Annotated in this window: 22 protein-coding genes and 1 other RNA gene; 5 read left to right on the top strand and 18 right to left on the bottom strand. The window is 61.9% G+C overall.

All coding sequences use genetic code 11. The features are described from left to right. Nucleotides 1-151: 151 nt before the first annotated feature. The 6 genes from IB264_RS21230 to ruvC all read right to left on the bottom strand — a co-directional run bounded on the left by IB264_RS21230 (nucleotide 152) and on the right by ruvC (nucleotide 4,936). A complete protein-coding gene (locus IB264_RS21230) occupies nucleotides 152-520 on the bottom strand; it encodes a hypothetical protein (RefSeq protein ID WP_057205713.1) in 369 nt (122 codons plus the stop codon). Beyond that, the gene (locus IB264_RS21225; RefSeq protein ID WP_057205711.1) at nucleotides 520-1,419 is read right to left on the bottom strand and encodes a metallophosphoesterase; all 900 of its coding nucleotides are present in this window, start codon (nucleotides 1,417-1,419) and stop codon (nucleotides 520-522) included. The genes IB264_RS21230 and IB264_RS21225 overlap by 1 nt, the downstream gene beginning before the upstream one ends. 283 nt (nucleotides 1,420-1,702) lie before the next feature. Then, nucleotides 1,703-2,605, bottom strand: coding sequence for a metallophosphoesterase (locus IB264_RS21220; RefSeq protein ID WP_107027711.1), 903 nt, complete (start codon nucleotides 2,603-2,605; stop codon nucleotides 1,703-1,705). Beyond that, nucleotides 2,606-3,646: a Holliday junction branch migration DNA helicase RuvB gene (gene ruvB, locus IB264_RS21215; protein WP_057205706.1), complete on the bottom strand. Its 1,041-nt coding sequence runs from the start codon at nucleotides 3,644-3,646 to the stop codon at nucleotides 2,606-2,608. An 87-nt stretch (nucleotides 3,647-3,733) separates the two neighbouring features. Beyond that, nucleotides 3,734-4,351: a Holliday junction branch migration protein RuvA gene (gene ruvA / locus IB264_RS21210; RefSeq protein WP_025424742.1), complete on the bottom strand. Its 618-nt coding sequence runs from the start codon at nucleotides 4,349-4,351 to the stop codon at nucleotides 3,734-3,736. 72 nt (nucleotides 4,352-4,423) lie between these two features. Continuing rightward, nucleotides 4,424-4,936, bottom strand: a complete 513-nt coding sequence (gene ruvC / locus IB264_RS21205) for a crossover junction endodeoxyribonuclease RuvC (RefSeq protein ID WP_025424743.1) — start codon at nucleotides 4,934-4,936, stop codon at nucleotides 4,424-4,426. A gap of 171 nt (nucleotides 4,937-5,107) precedes the next feature. Here ruvC and IB264_RS21200 point away from each other — a divergent pair, with 171 nt between their 5' ends. Beyond that, entirely contained in the window at nucleotides 5,108-6,109 is a 1,002-nt protein-coding gene (locus IB264_RS21200; protein ID WP_057205705.1) for an LLM class flavin-dependent oxidoreductase, read from the top strand. Nucleotides 6,110-6,117: 8 nt separating this feature from the next. Here IB264_RS21200 and IB264_RS21195 read toward each other — a convergent pair whose 3' ends face one another. The 8 genes from IB264_RS21195 to IB264_RS21160 all read right to left on the bottom strand — a co-directional run bounded on the left by IB264_RS21195 (nucleotide 6,118) and on the right by IB264_RS21160 (nucleotide 15,670). Further along, nucleotides 6,118-6,756 (bottom strand): HAD hydrolase-like protein, encoded by a 639-nt coding sequence (locus IB264_RS21195; RefSeq protein WP_057205703.1) that lies wholly within the window; start codon nucleotides 6,754-6,756, stop codon nucleotides 6,118-6,120. Between the two features lie 193 nt (nucleotides 6,757-6,949). Continuing rightward, nucleotides 6,950-7,696 carry a YebC/PmpR family DNA-binding transcriptional regulator gene (locus IB264_RS21190; protein WP_025424746.1) on the bottom strand — a complete coding sequence of 249 codons (747 nt, stop codon included), beginning with the start codon at nucleotides 7,694-7,696 and terminating at the stop codon, nucleotides 6,950-6,952. A gap of 86 nt (nucleotides 7,697-7,782) precedes the next feature. Beyond that, nucleotides 7,783-8,280 carry a hypothetical protein gene (locus IB264_RS21185; protein ID WP_057217925.1) on the bottom strand — a complete coding sequence of 166 codons (498 nt, stop codon included), beginning with the start codon at nucleotides 8,278-8,280 and terminating at the stop codon, nucleotides 7,783-7,785. Nucleotides 8,281-8,296: 16 nt separating this feature from the next. Next, nucleotides 8,297-9,133, bottom strand: a complete 837-nt coding sequence (locus IB264_RS21180; RefSeq protein WP_057205699.1) for an MBL fold metallo-hydrolase — start codon at nucleotides 9,131-9,133, stop codon at nucleotides 8,297-8,299. Nucleotides 9,134-9,428: 295 nt separating this feature from the next. Beyond that, nucleotides 9,429-12,608, bottom strand: coding sequence for an efflux RND transporter permease subunit (locus IB264_RS21175; protein WP_057205697.1), 3,180 nt, complete (start codon nucleotides 12,606-12,608; stop codon nucleotides 9,429-9,431). Continuing rightward, nucleotides 12,605-13,759, bottom strand: coding sequence for an efflux RND transporter periplasmic adaptor subunit (locus IB264_RS21170; RefSeq protein ID WP_057205695.1), 1,155 nt, complete (start codon nucleotides 13,757-13,759; stop codon nucleotides 12,605-12,607). Before IB264_RS21170 ends, IB264_RS21175 begins: the two co-directional genes overlap by 4 nt. Before the next feature lie 405 nt (nucleotides 13,760-14,164). Beyond that, a complete protein-coding gene (locus IB264_RS21165) occupies nucleotides 14,165-14,989 on the bottom strand; it encodes a YmdB family metallophosphoesterase (protein ID WP_053249648.1) in 825 nt (274 codons plus the stop codon). A 108-nt stretch (nucleotides 14,990-15,097) separates the two neighbouring features. Beyond that, the gene (locus IB264_RS21160; protein WP_057205722.1) at nucleotides 15,098-15,670 is read right to left on the bottom strand and encodes a 5-formyltetrahydrofolate cyclo-ligase; all 573 of its coding nucleotides are present in this window, start codon (nucleotides 15,668-15,670) and stop codon (nucleotides 15,098-15,100) included. A gap of 370 nt (nucleotides 15,671-16,040) precedes the next feature. Between IB264_RS21160 and IB264_RS21155 the strand changes: the two genes are divergently transcribed. Next, nucleotides 16,041-16,238 (top strand): transcriptional regulator, encoded by a 198-nt coding sequence (locus tag IB264_RS21155; protein WP_234907902.1) that lies wholly within the window; start codon nucleotides 16,041-16,043, stop codon nucleotides 16,236-16,238. Here IB264_RS21155 and IB264_RS21150 read toward each other — a convergent pair. Further along, nucleotides 16,233-16,466: a hypothetical protein gene (locus IB264_RS21150; RefSeq protein WP_057205693.1), complete on the bottom strand. Its 234-nt coding sequence runs from the start codon at nucleotides 16,464-16,466 to the stop codon at nucleotides 16,233-16,235. The two genes, IB264_RS21155 and IB264_RS21150, sit on opposite strands and share 6 nt — an antisense overlap. Nucleotides 16,467-16,563: 97 nt before the next feature. Between IB264_RS21150 and IB264_RS21145 the strand changes: the two genes are divergently transcribed. Further along, nucleotides 16,564-17,439: a LysR family transcriptional regulator gene (locus tag IB264_RS21145; RefSeq protein WP_107027710.1), complete on the top strand. Its 876-nt coding sequence runs from the start codon at nucleotides 16,564-16,566 to the stop codon at nucleotides 17,437-17,439. Nucleotides 17,440-17,462: 23 nt separating this feature from the next. On the opposite strand, the gene ssrS is transcribed toward IB264_RS21145, so the two are convergent. The 3 genes from ssrS to IB264_RS21130 all read right to left on the bottom strand — a co-directional run bounded on the left by ssrS (nucleotide 17,463) and on the right by IB264_RS21130 (nucleotide 18,335). Then, nucleotides 17,463-17,620, bottom strand: a non-coding RNA gene (ssrS, locus tag IB264_RS21140) — 6S RNA. 55 nt (nucleotides 17,621-17,675) lie between these two features. Beyond that, a complete protein-coding gene (locus tag IB264_RS21135) occupies nucleotides 17,676-18,053 on the bottom strand; it encodes a cell division protein ZapA (RefSeq protein ID WP_025424755.1) in 378 nt (125 codons plus the stop codon). A gap of 12 nt (nucleotides 18,054-18,065) precedes the next feature. Continuing rightward, nucleotides 18,066-18,335, bottom strand: coding sequence for a DUF4164 domain-containing protein (locus IB264_RS21130; RefSeq protein WP_025424756.1), 270 nt, complete (start codon nucleotides 18,333-18,335; stop codon nucleotides 18,066-18,068). A 336-nt stretch (nucleotides 18,336-18,671) separates the two neighbouring features. On the opposite strand from IB264_RS21130, the gene tkt reads away from it, so the two are divergent. Both tkt and gap read left to right on the top strand, forming a co-directional pair. Then, nucleotides 18,672-20,654 (top strand): transketolase, encoded by a 1,983-nt coding sequence (tkt, locus tag IB264_RS21125; RefSeq protein WP_057205691.1) that lies wholly within the window; start codon nucleotides 18,672-18,674, stop codon nucleotides 20,652-20,654. Between the two features lie 75 nt (nucleotides 20,655-20,729). Beyond that, on the top strand, nucleotides 20,730-21,740 hold the full coding sequence (gene gap / locus IB264_RS21120; RefSeq protein WP_057205689.1) for a type I glyceraldehyde-3-phosphate dehydrogenase: 1,011 nt from the start codon (nucleotides 20,730-20,732) through the stop codon (nucleotides 21,738-21,740). Nucleotides 21,741-21,745 lie beyond the last annotated feature (5 nt).

Below are 21,745 nucleotides of genomic sequence, written 5' to 3'. Positions count from 1 at the left end.
TCAAAATGAACGCCTTTTGGGCGTCCGAAAAATTAGATGCTTTCATCACTTCCGCTCCTGTTCCCAGCCGGGAATCTAGCGCGGAAAACTCCAATCAAAAACGGTCCAGTTTTTGGGGATCAGAGCACGGGCCTTTCCTTCTGATCACGGGTCAAACCAGACCCGTGATCCCCCAACTCAAGCCACCGACAGCAGGCCCATCATCGGCTCGATCCGCGCTTTCATCGAATTTGCCGGTTTTATCCGCCGGAAGCACGAAGAGAAGGCTGTGCGAGACAACGATCGCGGCGGCAAGCAGCAGGCCATAGGCCATCAGGATCACCATCATCGGAACGACGAAATTGAGCTGTGGCAATGCGCCGAGCATCAACGGCACGCACCAGGAGGTTGCCGATATTACACCGGAGACGAGGAAGGTGCTGCGCTGCTTGGTCGACATGCCTTCCATCAGCAAGCGGCCGATCTGCATCTTCACCTTCGGCAAGATCACCGAGCCCGTTGCTTGAGTCGACGCTGTCATTAGCCGATATCGATGGCAACGATTTCCGGCGGCGATCCGATCCGGATCGGCAAATTCGAAAGACCCAATCCACCGGAGACGATCATGTGACGACCGTCCTCGACGACGTGGCCGTAGGCATAGCGGTTGCCGTATCGCGACGGGACAAGCGGCGCATAGCCGAGAATCCTGACCTGCCCGCCATGGGTATGGCCGGCGAGTGTCAACGATACACGCCGGGGCACGTCGACAAAGATGTCCGGCTCGTGGGCCATCAGGATGATCGGATCGTCACCATCCATGCCGGCCATCGTGCCGGGCAGGTCATCGAGCCCGGGGATCATGCCTGAGCCGTCGGGAGCCAGGTAGGTTGGCTCGAGTTGATCGGCCAGACCGGCGAGCCAGAAGGATCGTCCGTCCTTTTCGAGCCGCAGCGCACGATTGTCGTAGACCGGGATGCCAACGCCGGCAAGCGCCCTGTGGGCTAGCGTCGGACCATGCCCGGCCAGACGGGCGACCGGATCGTTGAGCCAGTCGTGATTGCCTATGATCGCGTGGACCCCGAGAGGCGCTTTCAGCCGCGCCAATGCCTCGGCCCAACGGGCGGGTTCGATGAAACCGGTCAGGCGCAGGCTGCTCATATAGTCGCCGAGAAGGAGGATGATGTCGCCACCAAGCGCACTGGCCTGATCGCAGATGCCGGCAATCCGGTGCACAGGCATCCAGGGTTCGCAGGCGTGGATATCGGCCAGGACGACGACCCTGAGCTTGAGGCCTGGCGGCCAGTTGGCAGGCCGCAAAGCGTAGGACGTCACCAGCGGCCGCTGCAACGGCTCGACCCCCACCGCATAGGCGCTGGTGCCAAACCCAGCCATCACCAGCCCGCCGAGAAGCTTGAGGAACCCGCGCCGCGCCAGCATTCACTCTTCCCTTCAATGGATGGACGCCAAGCCGCCTGCCACCTTCATCGAGGCGATGCAGGTAATGGAAAGCGCTCGTCCAACGTCGACGGCCGGCTCTTTCCCTACTGCATGTTTCCTTAAATCGTATCCGGTTCAAGGAAACATGCAGCAATTCAAAGTGCTACAGCGACCTCTGCGCGTCTCATGAGACGCGTGGCGCTGTCGCGGATCATAGCGAGCCCGCCGCCACGCCGAAATACGCCATTTGGCCGCGCGCCTAAGCCATGCGGCCGGAATCCCCTCAGCCGAGGTCGATGACGACGATCTCCGGCGGCACGCCGAAGCGGACCGGCGCGATCGAGCAGCCGAGCCCGCCGGAAACGATCAGGCTGCGATCGTCTTCAACCATATGACCATACGCATACCGATCGCCGAAGCGCGAGGGTAAGACGGGAGCATGACCGAGAAACCGGACCTGCCCACCATGGGTGTGGCCCGAGAGCGTCAAGGCAACGCGCGAAGGCACTTTCGGAAAAATGTCGGGCTCATGGGCAAGCAGGATCACCGGCGCGTCGTCTTCTACTTGTGCCAGCGTGCCATCGAGAGCGTCGAGGCCCTGCATATGCTTGCGCATCCATTTCTTGCCCGGCACCAACGCGAGTTGGTCTTCGAGGCCGGCGAGCCAGAAGCCGAGGCCATCCTTTTCCAGGCGGATGGCGCGATTGCTGTAGACGTTGATGCCGACGTCGGCGAGCGCCTTGTGACCGAAGGTGAGGCCGCCGCTGTTCTTCTGCGCGGTCCTGTCCTCCCACCAGTCGTGATTGCCCATGATCGCATGCACGCCGAGCGGCGCCTCAAGCGTCGCGAGCGCCTTCGACCATTCGCTGGAATGCACATAGCGTGTCACCAGGTTCATGCCGGCGGCATAGTCGCCGAGAAGGACGGTGATATCGCCACCAAGCGCATTGGCCTGCCGGCAGATCGAGGCGATGCGGTTGGCGGACATCCATGGCTCACAGGCGTGGATGTCCGCAAGTGCCACCACCCGCAGCTTCAAGCCCGGCGACCAGCCCGGCGGCGTCAGCGCATAACGCGTCACGCTCAGCCGGGCGAGCGGCTCGATGGCAAAGGCATAGCCGCCAAGCGCCGCCATGCTGGCAATCCCGCCGCCGAGAAACTTCAGAAGCCCACGGCGCGTGATCATTTACTCGTCCTCGAGCGTCAATCGAAACTGGGTCGCCTCGACCTCTTTTGGCGGATTGAGGCCGATATGTTTCCAGGCATTGGCGGTCAATATGCGGCCGCGCGGCGTGCGCTGGATGAAACCCTGCTGGATCAGATAGGGTTCGATGATGTCTTCGATCGCATCGCGCGGTTCGGAAAGCCCGGCGGCAATGGTCTCGATGCCGACAGGCCCGCCAGCGAAATTCTGGGCGATCATGAAGAGATAGCGCCGGTCGAGCTGGTCGAGCCCCATATTGTCGACGAGAAGCCGCGTCAGCGCCTCGTCGGCGATCTGCTTGGTCACCGCTTCGGCCCGGGCCACTTCGGCAAAATCACGCACGCGACGCAGCAGGCGGCCGGCGATCCGCGGCGTTCCCCGTGCGCGCCGCGCAATCTCGCGTGCGCCGTCGTCGGTCATGCCGAGCCCCATCAGCCGGGAGCCGCGGCGCACGATCGATTCCAGTTCCTCGACCGTATAGAAATTGAGCCGCACCGGAATACCGAAGCGGTCGCGCAGCGGCGTCGTCAGCAGGCCGAGACGGGTGGTTGCAGCGACCAGCGTGAACTTCGACAGATCGATCTTCACCGATCGCGCCGCCGGTCCCTCGCCGATGATCAGATCGAGCTGGAAGTCTTCCATCGCCGGATAGAGGATTTCCTCGACCGCCGGGTTGAGCCGGTGGATTTCGTCGATGAACAGAACGTCGCGCTCTTCGAGATTGGTCAGGAGCGCTGCCAGATCGCCCGCCTTGGCGATAACAGGCCCGGAGGTCGAGCGGAAGTTGACGCCCAGCTCCTTGGCCATGATCTGCGCCAGCGTCGTCTTGCCGAGACCGGGCGGCCCGACGAACAGCACGTGATCGAGCGCTTCGCCGCGGTTCTTCGCCGCTTCGATGAAGATCTTCAGGTTGGCGCGGGCTTCCGCCTGGCCGGTGAATTCGTCCAGAGACTGCGGACGCATCGTCGCATCGAGATCTTCGCCGCGCTTTTCCGGCGTTATCAGGCGTGCGGCTTCAGTCATCCATCCGTTCCAATCGATCGGGCATTCTTGCGCGTGGTGTTAAAGAGAATGCCCGTTTTGCATCGGCCGGCACGACAACGCAAGGAATCATCGCGCCAGCTCCTTGAGGCCAAGCCGGATCAGCTTGGCGCTGTCGGCGTCCTCGCCGCCGTTCTTCAGCGCCGCGGCAACCGCATTTGCAGCCTGGTCGCGGGAATAGCCGAGGTTGGTCAACGCCGACACCGCGTCTGAAACCGGCGCCGAGGCAACACCCTCGCCAAGCTCCTGCTTGAGGCCGATCGTGCCGGACATTTCGCCGGCAAACGCCGGTGCCTTGTTTTTCAGTTCGGTGACGATGCGCACCGCCACCTTCGGGCCGACACCCGGCGCGCGCGACACCGAGGTCTTGTCCTGTAGCGCAATCGCGTTTGCAAGCTCGCCCGGCGTCAGCGTCGACAAAAGAGCGAGCGCCACCTTGGAGCCCACCCCCTGGACGCTCTGCAACAGCCGGAACCACTCGCGCTCCAGCGCCGTCAGGAAGCCGAACAGCTTCAACTGGTCCTCGCGCACATAGGTCTCGATAAACAGCACCGCCGCCTCTCCCGCCGAACCGAGCTTCGACAATGTGCGCGCCGAACAATGGGCGACATAGCCGACGCCATGCACGTCGAGAACGACATGATCCTCGCCGATTTCGTCGATAGTACCCTTCAATTTGCCGATCATGTGGCGTCGTCTCTCATGGATGGATTGCGGGATGATCGGACCGACCATCGGAAATTAACGGCACCAGCGCAACTACCCCATCAGGGCCGCAAGCCGGCTGGTCACCGACAGGCGGTTGTGCGCGTGGCAAATGGCAATCGCGAGCGCGTCGGCAGCATCGTTGCCCTTGAACTCGGCCTTCGGCATCAGGACTTTCAGCATCATGTGGATTTGCTGCTTTTCACCGTGGCCGACACCGATGACGGCCTTCTTGACCGCGTTCGGCGCATATTCGGCAACCCTCAAGCCCGCGCGCGCCGGCACCAGCATGGCGATGCCGCGCGCCTGCCCGAGCTTCAGCGTCGCCGTTGCATCCTTGTTGACGAAGGTCTGCTCCACCGCGGCCTCGTCTGGCTGATAACTGTGCACGACTTCCGCCAGGCCATCATGCAGCTGGCAGAGCCGCGAAGCGAGATCCATGTCGCCATCGGATGTCACCGTGCCGGAGGCGACGAAACGCAGCGAATTGCCAAGCGTTTCGATGATGCCCCAGCCGGTACGGCGGAGGCCCGGATCGATGCCGATGATGCGAATCGTGGTTTGCATGAATTTCACCCTATGCTGCGTGTCCGGACGCTGCCAGCAAAAAGTGAACAAAACAAAAACATCCACATGAGGCAAGCGCGGCTGTCGGAAATCTCAAGCGCTACCCTTGGATTGAGGAATTTTGACCTTACATAGCCATTCAATCAATTTCGCTCAATAAAGGCCTGGCTCATGGCGACTTTCTCCGTCCTCGATCTCTCCCCGATCACCGAAGGCGGCAGTGTCGCCCAATCGCTCGAAAACTCGAGGCTCTTGGCGCAGGCGGCCGAAGAAAACGGCTACAAGCGCTTCTGGCTGGCCGAACATCACGGCATGAAGGGCATTGCCAGCGCGGCGACCTCGATCGTCATTTCCCACGTCGCCGCAGGAACGAAGACGATCCGCGTCGGCTCCGGCGGTATCATGCTACCGAACCATTCGCCGCTGGTGATTGCCGAGCAGTTCGGCACACTTGCCGCCCTCTATCCCGGCCGCATCGATCTCGGGCTCGGCCGCGCGCCGGGCACCGACATGCGCACCGCCCAGGCGCTTCGCCGCAATATGGAGGCGAGCGCCAACAACTTCCCCAATGACGTCGTCGAACTGCAGGCACTGCTCGGCCCCGTCGCCGAGGATCAGAAGATCATCGCGGTTCCGGGTTCCGACACCAATGTGCCGATCTGGCTGCTCGGATCGAGCCACTACAGCGCCCATCTCGCCGGCATGCTCGGTTTGCCCTTTGCCTTTGCCTCGCATTTCGCGCCCGACATGCTGCTGTCGGCGCTTGAGATCTATCGCGAGCGCTTCACGCCTTCGCAGACGCTCAACAAGCCGCACGTGATGGTCGGCGTCATGGGCGTGGCAGCTGCCACCGACGAGGAGGCGAACTACCTCTTCACGTCGATGCAGCAATCCTTCGTCGCCCTGCGGCGCAACGCCCGCGGCCGGTTCCCGGCGCCGGTGGCGTCCATGGATGGGCTATGGAGTTCGGATGAGAAGATCTTTGTCGATCACGCGATGTCCTATGCCATCGTCGGTGGACCGGAGACCATCCGCAGAAAGATCGAAACGTTCCTTGACCAAACGAAGGCGGACGAACTGATCATCTCGATGCCGATCTTCGACATGGATGCCCGGCTCAAGTCGCTTCGGCTTTTCGCCGAGGCGCAGCAGGAGCTTGCCAAGGCGGCCTGATCAGTTGGTCAGCCCCGCCCCGCGACCCGAAAGGCCGGCAGGATCTCGTCGATGCGATCGAAGAAACGATCCGGCCCGAGCGATTTCAGGAACGCCGGATCGGCGTAGCCCCAGCCGACGGCGCCCGCCGCAATGCGTACTTTGCGGGCTGCCTCGATGTCGCGAGCCTCGTCGCCGATCGCAAGCATCCGCGAAGGATCGATGCCGGCAAACTTGACGACCCTCTTGAAATGCTGCGCCTTGCCGAACAGTGTGGCGCCGCATTCGAACAGGTCGATAGCGCCAGCGGTCTCGCCCAGCGCCTTGCGAACGGCCGCTTCGCCATTCGAACTGACGACCGCGATGCCGATGCCAGCCGACTTCAGCGCCGTCAGCATGCCCGAAACGCCGGGGAAAAGCTGAATGGCCCGAGCCTGGGCGGCCATTTCCTGCCGCATGAAAGTGGCGATCTGCGGCAGTTTCCACATCGGTACGCCGAGATGCGCGATGATCTCGCGACTGCCCATGGCGCGCAGCCCCTTGAACTCCTCGACCGTGAGCTGGCGAAACCCAAAGCGCGCGGCGGCAAGGTTGCTCGCCGCCATGAACAGCTCCGCCGTATCGGCGAGTGTACCGTCGAAGTCGAAGATCGCGAACTCATACGTCATCAGTCACATCCCATCGGTGACGCCCAAAGAAAAACCCGTGCCCTTTAGGACACGGGTAGATCAAGACGTCTACAGCGCAGTGCGTCCGATTGGACGCGCAAAGGTCGCTGTAGCACTTTGAATTGCTGCATGTTTTTGTCCCTAAATCGGATGGGACTTAAGGAGACATGCAGTAGGCCTGAAAAAATCCGGATCAGGCCGAAAGCTTCGCCATGACCTCATCGGACACTTCGAAGTTCGAATAGACGTTCTGCACGTCGTCGTCGTCTTCAAGAATGTCGATGAGCTTCATCAGCGACTGCGCCTTCTCCTCGTCAACAGGCACGGTGTTCTGGGCTTTCCAGATCGCATTGACGGTTTCGGCTTCGCCGAGCGTGTCTTCCAGAGCCTTGGAGACTTCGCCGATCGCTTCGAAGCCGCAGATGATCGTGTGGCCGTCCTCGTCGGTGGTCACGTCGTCGGCACCGGCTTCGATCGCCGCTTCCATCACCTTGTCGGCGTCGCCGACCGAAAGCTTGTAGGTGATCTCGCCGACACGGTCGAAGGAGAAGGAAACCGAACCGGTTTCACCAAGCGCGCCACCGGCCTTGGTGAAGGTCGAGCGGACGTTGGAGGCGGTACGGTTGCGGTTGTCGGTCAACGCCTCGACGATAACAGCGACGCCGCCCGGGCCATAACCTTCGTAACGGACTTCTTCGTAGTTCTCCGCGTCGCCGCCGGAGGCCTTCTTGATCGCACGTTCGATGTTGTCCTTCGGCATCGATTGCGCCTTGGCGTTCTGGATCGCCAGACGCAGGCGCGCGTTCATCGACGGATCGGGCATGCCGGTCTTCGCCGCAACCGTGATTTCGCGCGCGAGCTTGGAAAACATTTTCGAGCGCACCGCATCCTGACGGCCCTTGCGGTGCATGATGTTCTTGAACTGTGAATGGCCAGCCATGGCACCCTCTGCATGCATGAATTTGAATGGAATGGGGCGCCTTATAGTTTTATTGCCGCTTTCCGTCCAGCAGGGGGCGTTTCTTTTCAGTTGGCGGAGATGCGCCCGCGACTGAGAACGAAGGCATGGCCGTCCTCGCGGCGGCAGGAAAGGCCCGTTCGTTCCGAGATGCAGGAAAAGGGCCCGCCCTGCCATGTCGCCCTATATTCGAGGATCGGCCCGGCCGAACAGCAGCTCGGATCTCCGACCTCGCGATTGATCGTTGCCGCGCCGGCCCGTCCGAGCGTTGCCCTGACGTAACGCGGCGCGATGATATCGCAGGCGAGCTCCGGCCCGCCGTCGGCAGGCTGATAGGTCGGCGTGCCGCCCGGGGGTGTGTAGATGCAGCCGATATTGCCCGATGGCATCACGAACTCTTCCTGCTCGGCAACGGGCGCGACAGTCGCCTGGGGAACAGCTTGCGGGTGCTGGGTGTCGGGAGGCGGCATGCGCGGCGCAGGCGCGCCTCCAGCCAGAGCCGCCGTTACCAAAACCATTGTTGAAAAGGACAGAAACGCAACGACGCCGGCTGCAAACGATCTCATTGGGCAATCCCGATGTTCAGACGCCCTGGAGGATATAAATCAGCGGTTTGCTTGGCAAGGAACGCAGCGAGACTTTGACGCTCGCTCCGGTCGCGAAGCTCTTGTCGAAATCGTCGCCGAACATGTCGAGGAAGGCGTCGATCGGGGGACCGCGCCGATGCATCGGCAGGATAAGCGCCGCGCGCAGCCGCGAAACGACGCGGCTCATGCTTTCGGCCCCCATCGTCAGCCCGCCATCGACCGGCACCATCAGCACATCGAGCCTGCCGATCTGCCGGTAGTGGCTGTCATCGAGCTCGTGGTGCAGATGGCCGAGATGGCCGATGCACAGACCCGCCACCTCGAAGATGAAGATGGAATTGCCATCATGCTCCATCGTCACGGCGCCGGAGCGGATGTCCGTGGTGACATTGCGGATATAGGCATCGCCGACGACGAGGTCGTGCCGCGCCGGCTCGCCGTCTTCACCCCAACCATGCAGCACCGTGCGGATCGCCGGATCCGGCGTCAATGTGTAGTGGCTGGAATGCGCCTTGTTCATCGTCACCACGGTCGGCGGCGCCGACGGACGGAACCAGCCATTATAGTCCGTGGCGATCGACACGCCGCCCGGCGTCTCGATCAGAAAGGTCGAGTGGCCGAGATAGCTGATCGTCACTTCACCAGCGGCCGTCTGCCCCTTCGTTGCGGCGGCCGGTGTAAAACTGGCGAACGCGGTCTGAGGCAACGCCTCGGCGATCGCCTGGCATTGGCTCACTTGTGCGGGCGCTGCCTGTGCATGCGCGGCCGACGGCCAGAAGGCATGCAGAAGCCAGATGGCGGCAAAAGTGTAGGCAAGGTAGCGGAGCATCATCCATCACCTTTCACACCGCGCACGCATGACCTGTGCTCAAGCCCATTCGGCTTGGGTACAGGTCATGCGGCCGTTTGAGAGTATCGGCAGCGAACACGTCAATTCGAGAAACGCTGCCGTCACGGGCGAAAGGAGGATTGTGCAAGCGCGCCGTAACGTCCAGCGACAAAGCTGCGTCAAGCACTCACGTTTGCGTCATTGTGCTGGCATTGCGAACAGCGTCGCGCGTCCTGTTCACAGCGAAACGCCCCGGCGCTGCCACCGGGGCGTTGGATCACAAGCAACAGCGCTCGTGTTACTCGGCCGGCGTCGCCATCGGCTCGGTCGCCGCAACCGGCTTGCGCCGGCGGAACGAACGCAGCGTAACGTAGAAGACCGGCGTCAGGAACAGGCCAAGGAAGGTCACGCCGAGCATGCCGGAGAACACCGCCGTTCCGAGCGACTGGCGCATTTCGGCACCGGGTCCCGTGGCGATCATCAGCGGCACGACGCCGAGGATGAAGGCGAAGGCAGTCATCAGGATCGGCCGCAGACGCAACTGGCTGGCCTCGACCGCCGCTTCGATCGGTGTTTTCCCCTCATCCTCGCCCTGGCGGGCGAACTCGACAATCAGGATCGCGTTCTTCGCCGCAAGCCCGATCAGCACGATCAACCCGATCTGGGTCAGCACGTTGTTGTCGAGCCCCCGTAGGAAAACGCCGATGAGTGCCGAGAGCACACCGAGCGGCACGATCAGGATGATCGCCAGCGGCAGGACCCAGCTTTCATACTGCGCTGCCAGCGCCAGGAACACAAAGACGACCGACAGCGCGAAGATGAAGACCGCGGTGTTGCCCGTCTGGCGCTCCTGGAAGGCGAGTTCCGTCCACTCGAACGATGTGCCTTGTGGCAGCATCTGGGCCGCAAGCACCTCCATCTTGTCGAGGCTCGTGCCGGTCGAGACACCCGGCGCCGGGTTGCCCTGCAACGGTACCGAGACATACATATTGTATCGCTGCACCAGGGCGGGACCCGCAGTGTCGCGAATCTCGACCAGCGTGCCCATGGGCACCAGTGCGCCGGTGGCAGAGCGGACCTTCAGCGCCAGGATGTCGTCGCGCTCCAGACGGTACTGCTGGTCGGCCTGTGCCCGCACCTGATAGACGCGGCCAAAGGCATTGAAGTCGTTGACATAGGACGTGCCGAGATTGATCGACAGTGCCTCGAAGATATTCGGGATCGGCACGTTCAAGGTCCTCGCCTTGTCGCGATCGATCGCCAGGAAGTATTGCGGGCTCGACGCCGAGAACGTCGTGAAGACGCCGGTCAGCCCCTCGGTCTGGTTGGCAGCACCCATCATCTGGTAGGCCAGCCCCAGCACGCGGCGCATGTCGGCACTCTGCCGGTCGACAATCTGCATTTTGAAGCCGCCGGAGTTGCCGATGCCACGCACCGACGGCGGGGGAACGGCGATGATGAAGGCCTCCTGGATACTTTGCAGGCTGCCATAGAGTTGGCCGATGATCTGGTTGGCGCTCTCGCCGTGCTTGAGCCGCTCCTCGAAGCTCTTGAAGGACGCGAAGATGACACCGGCATTGGACGCATTGGTGAAGGTCGCGCCGTTGAAACCGGCGAAGGCGACGGCGTTTTTCACGCCGGGCACTTCCTGGATGATCTTCGAAGCGCGCTTGACCACCGCATCGGTCCGATCGAGCGACGCGCCGTCGGGAAGCTGGATGACGACGATGGCATAACCCTGGTCCATGGTCGGTACGAAGCCGCTCGGCACGATCTGCGCCATGTACCAGGTGGCGCCAAGCAGGCCGACGAAGACGACGAGCGCCGCAGCGAGCGCCGTTTTTGTCGAAATCAGCTTGCGCACGATCCAGGCGTAGCCTTCAGCCATGCGGTCGAAACCGTTGTTGAAGCCGTTTGCCAGCGACCGACCAAACCGGGTGAGCGGGTTGCCGCTTTCGTGGTGATTGTTCTCGTGCGGTTTCAACAGGATTGCCGCGAGCGCCGGCGACAGCGTCAGCGAATTGAAGGCGGAAATCACCGTCGCCACTGAAATCGTGACGGCGAACTGCAGATAGAACTGGCCGGCAATACCCGGGATGAAGGCCGTCGGGATGAAGACGGCGGTCAGCACCAGCGAGATCGCGATGACCGCTGCCCCCACTTCGTCCATGGTCACGTGCGACGCCTCGCGCGGGGTCATGCCGCGCGCCAGGTTTCGTTCGACGTTCTCGACCACGACGATGGCATCGTCGACGACGATGCCGATCGCCAGCACCAGGCCGAACAGTGTCAGCATGTTGAGCGAGAAGCCGAAGGCGTAAAGGAATGCGAAGGTGCCGACAAGCGACACCGGGATCGCCACGATCGGGATGATCGCCGTGCGCCAGGATTGCAGGAAGATGAGAACCACGAGCGCCACCAGAATGGCGGCTTCGCCGATCGTCTTGTAGACCTCGTTGATCGATTCGGAGATGAACTCGGTCGGATTGTAGACGATCCGGTATTCGAGGCCCTCCGGAAAGTCCTTCGAAACGTCCGTCATCACCTTCTGGATCGCGTCGGCCGCGTCGAGCGCGTTGGTACCCGGCCGCGAGAAGATGCCGAGCGCCACGGCCGGGCTGCCGTCCAGATAGCTGTTGTTGACGTATTCGCGGGCGCCGAGTTCGATGCGCGCCACGTCCTGCAGCTGCACCAGCCGTCCGCTCTCCGTCGCCTTGACGATGACGTAGCGGAACTGGCGGGCATCGCTGAAGCGGCCGTCGGTGGTAACAGTATATTGGAACGCGCTGTCGCCCGGTGTCGGCGGTGCGCCGATCGAACCGCCCGAGACCTGCACGTTCTGCTCGCGCAGCGCCTGCACGACGTCGCCTGCCGTCATTCCGTAGGCCGAGAGCTTTTCCGGATCGAGCCAGACGCGCAGCGCATATTCACGCTCGCCGAACAGGATGACGTCACCGACGCCGTCGAGACGGACCAGCAGGTCGCGGATGCGGGTGCGGGCATAGTTCGAGACGTAGAGCTGGTCGTAACGTTCGTTCGGCGACAGCAGATGCACGACCATCATCAGGTCGGGTGAACTTTTCGCCGTAGTGATGCCGATGCGCCGGACATCTTCGGGCAGGCGCGGTTCGGCGATGGACACGCGGTTCTGCACGAGAACCTGGGCCTGATCGAGGTCCGTTCCGAGCTTGAAGGTGATGGTCAGCGCCATCGAACCGTCGGCGGTCGAATAGGAGGACATGTAGAGCATGTTCTCGACGCCGTTGATTTCCTGTTCCAGTGGCGTTGCCACCGTGTTGGCGATGGTTTCGGCATCAGCGCCCGGATAGGCGGCGCGAACGACGATGGTCGGCGGTGCGATTTCCGGATACTGCGCCACCGGCAGCTGGAAGTAGGCGATGCTGCCGACGATCAGCAACACGATCGAAAGCACCGATGCGAAGATCGGGCGGTCTACGAAGAAATGGGCAAACCTCATTGAGCGCTCCCCGCCGCTTGAGCTTCAGGAGGCAGTTCAACGATCTCGGGCTTCACCTTCGTGCCCGGACGTGCCCGCATCAAGCCGTTGACCACGATGGTTTCGTCGCCGGTCATGCCGCTGCGGATGACACGATAGCCATGAAGCTTCGGTCCGAGCCGCACCGGCTTGGTCGCAACGGTGCCGTCTTCGCGCACCTCATAAACGATGCGTTCGTTCTGGTCGGCGCCGATCGCTTCATCGGGAATGAGCACAGCCTTGTAGGTGTTCGAGCCCTCGAGTTCGGCGCGACCGAAGAGACCCGGCTGCAGCACGTAGTTGGGATTGTCGAAGCGCGCACGCACCCGCATCGTGCCGCTTGCCTGGTCCAGCCGGTTCTCGGCGAAATCGAGCTTGCCCTTGAACGGCGCCTCGTTGGAATCAGCGATGGTGACCATGACATCGAGCGCGCCGCCGCCCTCCTGAAGTGCGCTGCCGCGTTCGCGAGCAACACGCGCATAGGAAAGCAGGCGACGCTCATCGACGTCGAAATAGAAGTCGATCGGATCGAGCGAAACGATCGTCGTCAGCACGGTCTGGTCCGCTTGAACGAGGTTGCCGGTCGAGATCAGGCGGCGATCGACGCGGCCGGTCAGCGGTGCGATGATCGTCGTATAGTCGAGATCGAGCTTGGCGCGCTCGGCCGCGGCTTCCGCTCCGCGCACGGCGGCTTGCGCCGAAAGCAATTCCCGGCGGTGGTCATCGAGCGTCGAGACGGAGAGCGTGCCGGTTCCAGTCAGGGATTCCGTGCGCTTGAACTGTGTCTCGGCAAAGGCGAGAGACGAACGCGTCGACTCGAGCGTCGCCTCCGCCTGCGATAGCGCGGTGCGATAGGGGCGTTGGTCAATGACGAAGAGCTTGTCGCCCTTCTTCACCAGGGCACCGTCGGTGAAGTTGACCTCGTCGAGATAGCCCCCGACGCGGGCGCGGACGGAAACTTCATCGACTGCCTCGAAGCGACCGATGAACTCGTCGCTGTCGATCACATCGCGAACGACCGGCTTGGCGGCAGTGACGGTGGGAAGCTGCGCATCCTGCGCGACGACGTTGGCTGCAGAGAAAAGGGAAATCGAAACGCCGAAAATCATCGGCAAATGCCATCTTGAATACATGCACGCTCTCCGAATGCACCGACAGCGCCGCGCGTCATATATGAAGCGCAAAAGGACGCTGTCACGCTTGAAACTCGCCGCATAATTTGCTCCTCAAATCGACGCCGATCCAAGGAATTATGCAGTAAAATCGAGAACGCCCGGCACGGGACATTGGTCGTCCGAGTACCTGCGGCGACATTTCGAACCCGCAATCCTGTGCTGCGGATGGTACTAAGTATGGAAGACTTGCGAGCGTCAGCCGTGTCCGAACGGCGCTGACGTGGCGTTACCCTGCCATCATTTCGCCGGCTTGTCACCTTGAAAAAAATCAATTCCGGGAAGGTGATACGTGTGCAAACCCGCGCCTTGGTCAGGCGCGGGCGAGACGATCAGGCAACCAAAAATCGTCAACCTGAGGATGGCTCAGGCCCAGAAATCCGGGATCGTTTCGGTCAATCTCGGACCGAGGCGCAGCGGCGCGATCTTTTCGGCAAGGCCGGTGCGGTCGGAAATCTCGACGCCGAGGCCGCAGATGGTCGCCGGCCCCGATGCCGCCTCGAAACGCCCCTTCGGCATCTTCGAAATAAACCGGTTCAGCGGTTCTTCCTTGTCCATGCCGAGCGAGGAATCATAGTCGCCGCACATGCCGGCGTCACTCATATAGGCGGTGCCGCCGTTGAGGATCTGATGATCGGCCGTCGGTACATGGGTGTGGGTGCCGACGACGAGGCTTGCCCGTCCGTCGACGAAATGGCCGAAACACTGCTTCTCGCTCGTCGCCTCGGCATGAAAGTCGAAGACGATGGCATCCGCCTGCTCGCCGAGCGGGCAGGCATCGAGGATCGCTTCGGCCGATTTGAAGGGATCGTCGAGTTCGGGGTGCATGAAGACGCGACCCATGACATTGGCAACCAGCACGCGTGCGCCGTTGCGGGCAAAGAACAGGTTCGATCCGCGCCCGGGCGTGCCCGCCGGATAGTTGGCCGGCCGTAAAAACTGGTCATGCCGCTCGCAGAAGACGACCGCCTCCTTCTGGTCCCAGACATGGTTGCCTGTGGTGACGACATCGGCACCGGCATTGATCGTCTCGAGAAAGATATCTTCGGTGATGCCGAAGCCGCCGGCGGCGTTCTCGCCGTTGACGATGACGAAGTCCAGCTTGAGGTCACCGACCAGCCCCGGAAGACGCTCCCAGACCGCCGTGCGGCCCGTCTTGCCAACCATATCTCCCAGAAACAAAAGCCTCATGCCCGTTCAATCCCACCAGAGCAGTTCCAGGAGGTTTTGCGTCCGGAACTGCGTAAAACAACAAAGAGATAGAGCGTTTCCACGAATCCGTAGATTGCCTGAAACCCTCTAGAAATGTCGAAATCCGCTCTCCGTGAGGACGGCGTCCAGCGCGACGTCGTGCGGTTCAGCGGGCACTGATGCCACTTCCTGGCAGTCAAATGCAATCCCGATCAGCTTCGGCAGATGCCCTTTGTTGCGCAGTTTGTCGATGGCGCGGTCGTAATATCCGGCGCCGTAGCCGATGCGATGACCGGTCGCATCGAAGGCCGACAGTGGCACGAGCATGATATCGGGGTCGAGTTCCGGCGCATCCGGGCCAGGCCCCGTCGTGCCGAAACCGGTCTCGATGACGGAAGCGCCATTGAGCAATTCGCGGAACACGATCGTCTTCTTGTCGATGATTACGGGCAGGCAGAGCCGCGCGCCGCGATCCCGAAGGCGCGCCATCAGCGGCCGGATGTCCATCTCGGAACGGATCGGCCAAAAGCCGGCAACGATATGGCCGGGATCGAGCGCAATGACGTCGCCAGCGTGATCGGCCATGGTCAGGCTTGCCTCGATGCGGCTCTCCGGCGCCATCGCGTCGCGAAGCGCCAGCTTCTCCTTGCGCAGAGCGGCCTTCAGATCCTTTGGTGACATCATTCCCCTCCGACAGACTGCGCGCAAATATTCGACCGCCCGCACATTCTTTTCCCAAAATGAAACAGAACATCGTGGACCGATCGATTTCCCGCCTCGACGCCTGTGGCATAGCGCGTTGCGGCCTTTAGCTCGAACCACGTCACCGCCGGTTTTGCAACAGTTTGCGACAGTCGAACAGCGCATTCCCGCAACGGCACAGAGTTAGCGTTCCGTTCATCATGGACAACGGTTCCGCTTTCTCATGAGTGGGGCCGCGTGCAAATACAGTCGTGATTTCAAATAATTAGCAGGAACTAATGCCCGCGTTCGATGTATGGACGCGCTCCTGCAGGCAGCAGTGGAAAAGCCGACGTCCATGAAGGACCAGATGATCGAACTCGATCCGTTGGAATTGCGTTGCCTGACGCTGGCCGCCCGCGGCCGCACCCGTCAGGACATGATGCGCGAGACCGACATTCCCCTCGACCGCATCGACAGGGCCTTGCAGGACGCCATGCGCAAGCTGCAGGCGGGCAATCTTGCAGAAGCGATTTTCCGCGCCGCCCGTCTCGATATTATTTCATAACATCCAGAGCGACCGATAGACCGCATCCCTGCCCAAACCCTCCCGCCAGCGGTCGTCGAACCGCAGCTCACGGCGCCCTGCATCGTGCAGCAGATGCGGCTTGTCGCGTGGGATCGCAGGCCGCGGCTCCACGGAAGCGGCTATTAGCATCCAGCGACTTGATGACACGAGCCGGGCACGGATGGTGGTGTGAAGATCGGAGAAGAAGACAAGAGCAAGAACGCTCATCGGGGACAGCCTTGATGTCTATAGGACCGGCTAATTGTCCTCGCCTCGTTGACATCTGACAAACGAATTGCAAGCATGACTGCCATCAGAAACTCTGATGGTAGAGACAATGTCCGTCCCCCTCGACAGCGATCTGCTCAGAACCTTTCTCGCCGTTGCCGACGCCGGCAATCTGACACGCGCCGCCGACAGCATCGGCCGCACACAGTCCGCCGTCAGCATGCAACTCAAGAAACTCGAGGACATGCTCGGCGACCCGCTGTTCGAGCGTCATTCGCGCGGCGTGGTGCCGACGGCGCAGGGCTTGCGTCTCGTCGACAACGCCCGGCGGATCGTGGCTCTGCTCGACGATACCGCGGCATCGATGCGCCAGCCGGCGCTCGACGGAACGGTCAGGATTGGCATCTCCGAGGAATACATCAACTCCACGCTTCCGAAAGCCTTGGGCGCCTTCGCCGCCGTTCATCCCGGCGTGGAGGTGACGGTACAGCAGGGTGTGTCGATGTCGAACGTCAACGCCCTTGCTGCCGGCGAAATCGACATCGCCGTGGTTTTCGAGCCTGGCGGACCGACGAAAAACGAAGTCCTCATGATCGATCCCACTGTATGGGTGACCTCGGACCAGCACGCGGCCCATGAACGCCAGCCCCTGCCGATCGCCACCTATACCTATCTGGCAGGAGGGTGGTGCGATGACCTTGCGATGAAGAGCCTGTGGAATCGTGGGCACGAAAGCCGCGTCGCCTATGCGAGCCGGACCAGCAACGGCCTGATCGCCGCCGTGATCTCGGGGCTTGCCATTGCGCCGTTGTCGCGCAGCGCCATACCGGCCGGTTGCCGCGAACTGACCGAAGAAGACGGCTTCAGCGTCATCGATTTTTCCAACGTCGTACTGCGCACCCGACCCGGCAAGCGCTCGCAGACCGTCGACGCGATGGCCGACGCCATCCGCAGCGCTTTTGCCGCCGGTTAAGACTGATGGAGAAGAGGGAAGAGGTGCGATCCACCCAACCGATGGATATTTTACGATCCCGGGTGCCTACAAAGTAGGTGGGCGCCATATGTCCGAGCCCACAAGCCCGGCCAGGGACAGCTCCCTTGAGATCGAGTAAGGCCCCGGGGATTGTGGATCCTGTCGGGAAGCGCAGACCGCATCCGACATATAGAGCCTATCCCTGCTTCGCGCCAGTGGCAGCCCGACGAAAGAGCTCAGTTTGTCGAAGACGTTGCCCGGCCATTGAGCTTGGCGGCAATGGTGTGGATTTGCGAGGTGACTTCGCTCAGCGCCGAGGCCAGGAGCTCCTCGCTTCTTGCCTGGTCGGTGAGGGTACTGTCGCGCCCCCGCTTGAGGGTGTCGACTTCCGCTTCGAGCGCCTTCAGCCGGCGGTTCACTTCGCTGAGTTCGTCCATGACCATGATGCCGGCCATGACCGTCAGCCGCAGATCGCCGATCTCGCCGAACTGCGTCTTCAAATGACCGACATACTGATCGAAGTTGGTGGCCAGTTCGATCAGATGATCTTCCTGTCCCTCTTCGCAGGCCATGCGATAGGCCTTGCCGTCGATCGATACTGTCACCTGCGCCATGTCGCTTAAACCTCAGCGGTCGAGCACCGCTCGAATGGTTTCCATCGCCGTCACGAGGCGTCGGGAAACCTCGCGGTTGACCTCTTCAAGTCGGTTTGCCCGGAATTGGGATTGGTCGAGTTCCTGTGCCAGTCGCGACCGGTCCGAATTGACCCGCCGGACCTCGCCCTCGAACTCGCCGAGATCGCGTTCCCTGTCAAAACGGCTGTCGATCGCGTTTTCCAGGGACTGAACCGCGTTCTTCAGTTCGTCGATCGCCGCTTTGACCGTCTTTGCCGGCATGTTTTTCGATACCTCGCCCGTGAGGCCGAATCGCCAGCATCCCGTCCGCCGCTTCGGCTCACTCCTTTTTAAACCTATTACGCAAATCTCAACAATGCCAACTGTAGCAAAGCATTACGGAAGCTGTGGATGGTTTGTATAGCCGGCTCATCCGGCCGCAGCGCAAAAACTCTGCTGCGACGCGATATCACCCCTTGAAAACCATGCTGCCAATGGCCGCAAAAGGCCTGTATTTGTTGACTCGCGCGGCGCAGATGCTATTTGTCTGCCGCTTCTTGCACGGTCTTTGGAGGATAGAGACCGTCCCCTGACCACCGAACTCAAAACGGAACAGTCATGATCTCTCGCGAAAAACACGACCGGATGGCGAATGCGATCCGTTTCCTCTCCATGGACGCCGTCGAGAAGGCAAATTCAGGTCACCCCGGCCTGCCCATGGGTGCGGCTGACATAGCGACAGTCCTCTTCACGCGCTTCCTCAGCTTCGATCCCAAAAACCCCTCCTGGCCGAACCGCGACCGCTTCGTGCTGTCGGCCGGTCACGGCTCGATGCTGCTTTATTCGCTGCTCTATTTGACGGGCTACGAAGACATCTCCATCGAAGAGATCAAGAATTTCCGCCAACTCGGCGCCCGCACCGCCGGTCACCCGGAATATGGCCACGCCGCCGGCATCGAGACGACCACCGGCCCGCTCGGCCAGGGCATTGCCAATGCCGTCGGCATGGCGATCGCCGAGCGCAAGCTGCGCGACGAGTTCGGCGCCGACCTGATGGAGCACTACACCTATGCGCTCGCGGGCGACGGCTGCCTCATGGAAGGCATCAGCCAGGAAGCGATTTCGCTTGCCGGCCACCTCAAGCTCAACAAGCTGATCGTCTTCTGGGACGACAACAACATTTCGATCGACGGCCCGATCTCGATCGCCGACTCGACCGACCAGCACGCCCGCTTCCGCGCCTCGAACTGGAACACCATTGCCGTCGACGGCCATGATCCGGAAGCCATTGCCGCTGCGATCGAACAGGCGCAGAAGTCCGACAAGCCGACCATGATCGCGTGCAAGACGACGATCGGTTTCGGCGCGCCGAACAAGGCCGGCACCCACAAGGTTCACGGTTCGCCGCTCGGCGCCGAGGAAATCGCCGCCACCCGCAAGGCACTGAACTGGGAATCCGAAGCCTTCGTCGTTCCGTCCGACGTGCTCGACGCCTGGCGCCTGGCCGGCCTGCGTTCGACCAAGACCCGCAAGGACTGGGAAGAGCGCCTCGACAAGAGCGACGCCGAGAAGAAGGCACAGTTCGTTCGCCGCTTCTCCGGCGAACTCGAAGGCCGCCTGTCGTCGGCCATCGACGACTACAAGCGCAAGCTGGCCGAGACCAAGCCGTCGCCGGCAACCCGCAAGGCTTCCGAAGACGCGCTCGAAGTCATCAACGGCGTTCTGGCCGAAACGATCGGCGGCTCGGCCGACCTGACCGGCTCCAACAACACCAAGACCAGCCAGACCAAGTCGATCACCCCGGACGATTTCTCCGGCCGCTACATCCACTACGGCGTGCGCGAGCACGGCATGGCGGCAGCGATGAACGGCATGGCACTGCATGGCGGCATCATCCCCTACTCCGGCGGCTTCCTGATCTTCTCGGACTACTGCCGTCCGTCGATCCGCCTGGCCGCCCTGATGGGCATCCGCGTCATCCACGTGCTGACGCATGATTCCATCGGCCTTGGCGAAGACGGCCCGACGCATCAGCCGGTCGAGCACATGGCGGCGCTGCGCGCCATCCCGAACCTCCTGATGTTCCGCCCGGCCGACGCCACGGAAACGGCCGAGTGCTGGCAGCTGGCGCTTGAAAGCCACAACCGTCCGTCCGGCATCGCGCTCACCCGCCAGAACCTGATGGCCGTGCGCACCGAGTATGAGGAAGAGAACCTCTGCGCTCGCGGCGCCTACGACCTGATCTCGGCAAGCGACGCCAAGGTGACGATCTTCGCCACTGGTTCGGAAGTCGAAATCGCCGTCAAGGCCTGCCAGGCGCTGACCGCCAAGGGCATCGCGACCCGCGTCGTCTCGGTCCCCTGCTTCGAACTCTTTGCCGAGCAGAGCGAAGACTACCAGCAGGCGATCATCGGCAACTCGCCGGTCAAGATCGCCGTCGAAGCCGGCATCCGCCAGGGTTGGGATCATTTCATCGGCAGCGACGGTGCCTTCATCGGCATGTCGTCCTTCGGTGCTTCCGGTCCCTACAAGGAACTCTACAAGCACTTCGGCATCACGCCTGAGGCGGTCGTCGCCGCTGCGGAAGCCAAGCTTTCCTGATCAAGCCGCGGGGCGCGCGTGAAAGCGCGCCCCGCTTTTTTCCGACCATGCCATTCAGACAGGGAGAGACCCGATATGACAGTGAAAGTCGCCATTAACGGTTTTGGCCGCATCGGCCGCAACGTGCTGCGCGCCATCGTTGAATCCGGCCGCAAGGATATTGAAGTCGTTGCCATCAACGACCTCGGCCCGGTCGAGACCAACGCACACCTGCTGCGTTTCGATTCCATCCACGGCCGTTTCCCGGCTGATGTGAAGGTCGAAGGCGATGCGATCATCATCAACGGCGGCAAGCCGATCAAGGTCACCGCGATCCGCAACCCGGCCGAACTGCCGCACAAGGAACTCGGCGTCGACGTCGCGATGGAATGCACCGGCATCTTCACCGCCCGCGACAAGGCAGCCGCACACCTGGAAGCCGGCGCCAAGCGCGTCATCGTTTCGGCTCCGGCCGAGGGCGCCGATCTCACCGTCGTTTACGGCGTCAACCACGACAAGCTGACGAAGGATCACCTCGTCATCTCCAACGCATCGTGCACGACCAACTGCCTTGCACCGGTCGCCAAGGTCCTGAACGACGTCATCGGCATCGACCACGGCATGATGACGACGATCCACTCCTACACCAACGACCAGCCGTCGCTCGACCAGATGCACAAGGATCTGTACCGCGCTCGCGCTGCAGCCCTGTCGATGATCCCGACCTCGACCGGTGCTGCCAAGGCCGTTGGCCTGGTTCTGCCGGAACTGAAGGGCAAGCTCGACGGCTTCGCCATGCGCGTTCCGACCCCGAACGTCTCGGTCGTCGACCTCAAGTTCGTCGCCAAGCGCGAAACCACCAAGGAAGAGATCAACGCTGCGATCAAGGCAGCTGCTGACGGCCCGCTCAAGGGCATCCTCGGCTACACGCTCGCTCCGAACGTCTCGATCGACTTCAACCACGACCCGCATTCCTCGGTCTTCCACATGGACCAGACCAAGGTGATGGAAGGCAAGTTCGTGTCGATCCTGACCTGGTACGACAACGAGTGGGGCTTCTCCAACCGCATGTCCGACACTGCGGTTGCGCTCAGCAAGCTCATCTAACTCCG

Origin of the sequence: Ensifer sp. ENS11 (assembly GCF_014851895.1) — a bacterium.
GTDB classification, from domain to species: domain Bacteria; phylum Pseudomonadota; class Alphaproteobacteria; order Rhizobiales; family Rhizobiaceae; genus Ensifer; species Ensifer canadensis.
Note: the sequence above shows the minus strand (reverse complement) of the source record. Positions and strands in the feature narration are given on the sequence as shown.

Excerpts from the sequence above, each read along its gene's own strand:
- ruvC (WP_025424743.1), bottom strand. The coding sequence starts at position 4,936 with ATGCAAACCACGATTCGCATCATCGGCATCGATCCGGGCCTCCGCCGT.
- IB264_RS21160 (WP_057205722.1), bottom strand. The coding sequence starts at position 15,670 with ATGTCACCAAAGGATCTGAAGGCCGCTCTGCGCAAGGAGAAGCTGGCG.
- IB264_RS21170 (WP_057205695.1), bottom strand. The coding sequence starts at position 13,759 with ATGTATTCAAGATGGCATTTGCCGATGATTTTCGGCGTTTCGATTTCC.
- IB264_RS21190 (WP_025424746.1), bottom strand. The coding sequence starts at position 7,696 with ATGGCTGGCCATTCACAGTTCAAGAACATCATGCACCGCAAGGGCCGT.
- gap (WP_057205689.1), top strand. The coding sequence starts at position 20,730 with ATGACAGTGAAAGTCGCCATTAACGGTTTTGGCCGCATCGGCCGCAAC.
- IB264_RS21150 (WP_057205693.1), bottom strand. The coding sequence starts at position 16,466 with ATGAGCGTTCTTGCTCTTGTCTTCTTCTCCGATCTTCACACCACCATC.
- IB264_RS21165 (WP_053249648.1), bottom strand. The coding sequence starts at position 14,989 with ATGAGGCTTTTGTTTCTGGGAGATATGGTTGGCAAGACGGGCCGCACG.
- IB264_RS21225 (WP_057205711.1), bottom strand. The coding sequence starts at position 1,419 with ATGCTGGCGCGGCGCGGGTTCCTCAAGCTTCTCGGCGGGCTGGTGATG.
- tkt (WP_057205691.1), top strand. The coding sequence starts at position 18,672 with ATGATCTCTCGCGAAAAACACGACCGGATGGCGAATGCGATCCGTTTC.
- IB264_RS21155 (WP_234907902.1), top strand. The coding sequence starts at position 16,041 with ATGATCGAACTCGATCCGTTGGAATTGCGTTGCCTGACGCTGGCCGCC.
- IB264_RS21180 (WP_057205699.1), bottom strand. The coding sequence starts at position 9,133 with ATGATGCTCCGCTACCTTGCCTACACTTTTGCCGCCATCTGGCTTCTG.
- IB264_RS21135 (WP_025424755.1), bottom strand. The coding sequence starts at position 18,053 with ATGGCGCAGGTGACAGTATCGATCGACGGCAAGGCCTATCGCATGGCC.
- IB264_RS21220 (WP_107027711.1), bottom strand. The coding sequence starts at position 2,605 with ATGATCACGCGCCGTGGGCTTCTGAAGTTTCTCGGCGGCGGGATTGCC.
- IB264_RS21175 (WP_057205697.1), bottom strand. The coding sequence starts at position 12,608 with ATGAGGTTTGCCCATTTCTTCGTAGACCGCCCGATCTTCGCATCGGTG.
- IB264_RS21195 (WP_057205703.1), bottom strand. The coding sequence starts at position 6,756 with ATGACGTATGAGTTCGCGATCTTCGACTTCGACGGTACACTCGCCGAT.
- IB264_RS21230 (WP_057205713.1), bottom strand. The coding sequence starts at position 520 with ATGACAGCGTCGACTCAAGCAACGGGCTCGGTGATCTTGCCGAAGGTG.
- ruvA (WP_025424742.1), bottom strand. The coding sequence starts at position 4,351 with ATGATCGGCAAATTGAAGGGTACTATCGACGAAATCGGCGAGGATCAT.
- IB264_RS21200 (WP_057205705.1), top strand. The coding sequence starts at position 5,108 with ATGGCGACTTTCTCCGTCCTCGATCTCTCCCCGATCACCGAAGGCGGC.
- ruvB (WP_057205706.1), bottom strand. The coding sequence starts at position 3,646 with ATGACTGAAGCCGCACGCCTGATAACGCCGGAAAAGCGCGGCGAAGAT.
- IB264_RS21130 (WP_025424756.1), bottom strand. The coding sequence starts at position 18,335 with ATGCCGGCAAAGACGGTCAAAGCGGCGATCGACGAACTGAAGAACGCG.
- IB264_RS21145 (WP_107027710.1), top strand. The coding sequence starts at position 16,564 with ATGGTAGAGACAATGTCCGTCCCCCTCGACAGCGATCTGCTCAGAACC.
- IB264_RS21185 (WP_057217925.1), bottom strand. The coding sequence starts at position 8,280 with ATGAGATCGTTTGCAGCCGGCGTCGTTGCGTTTCTGTCCTTTTCAACA.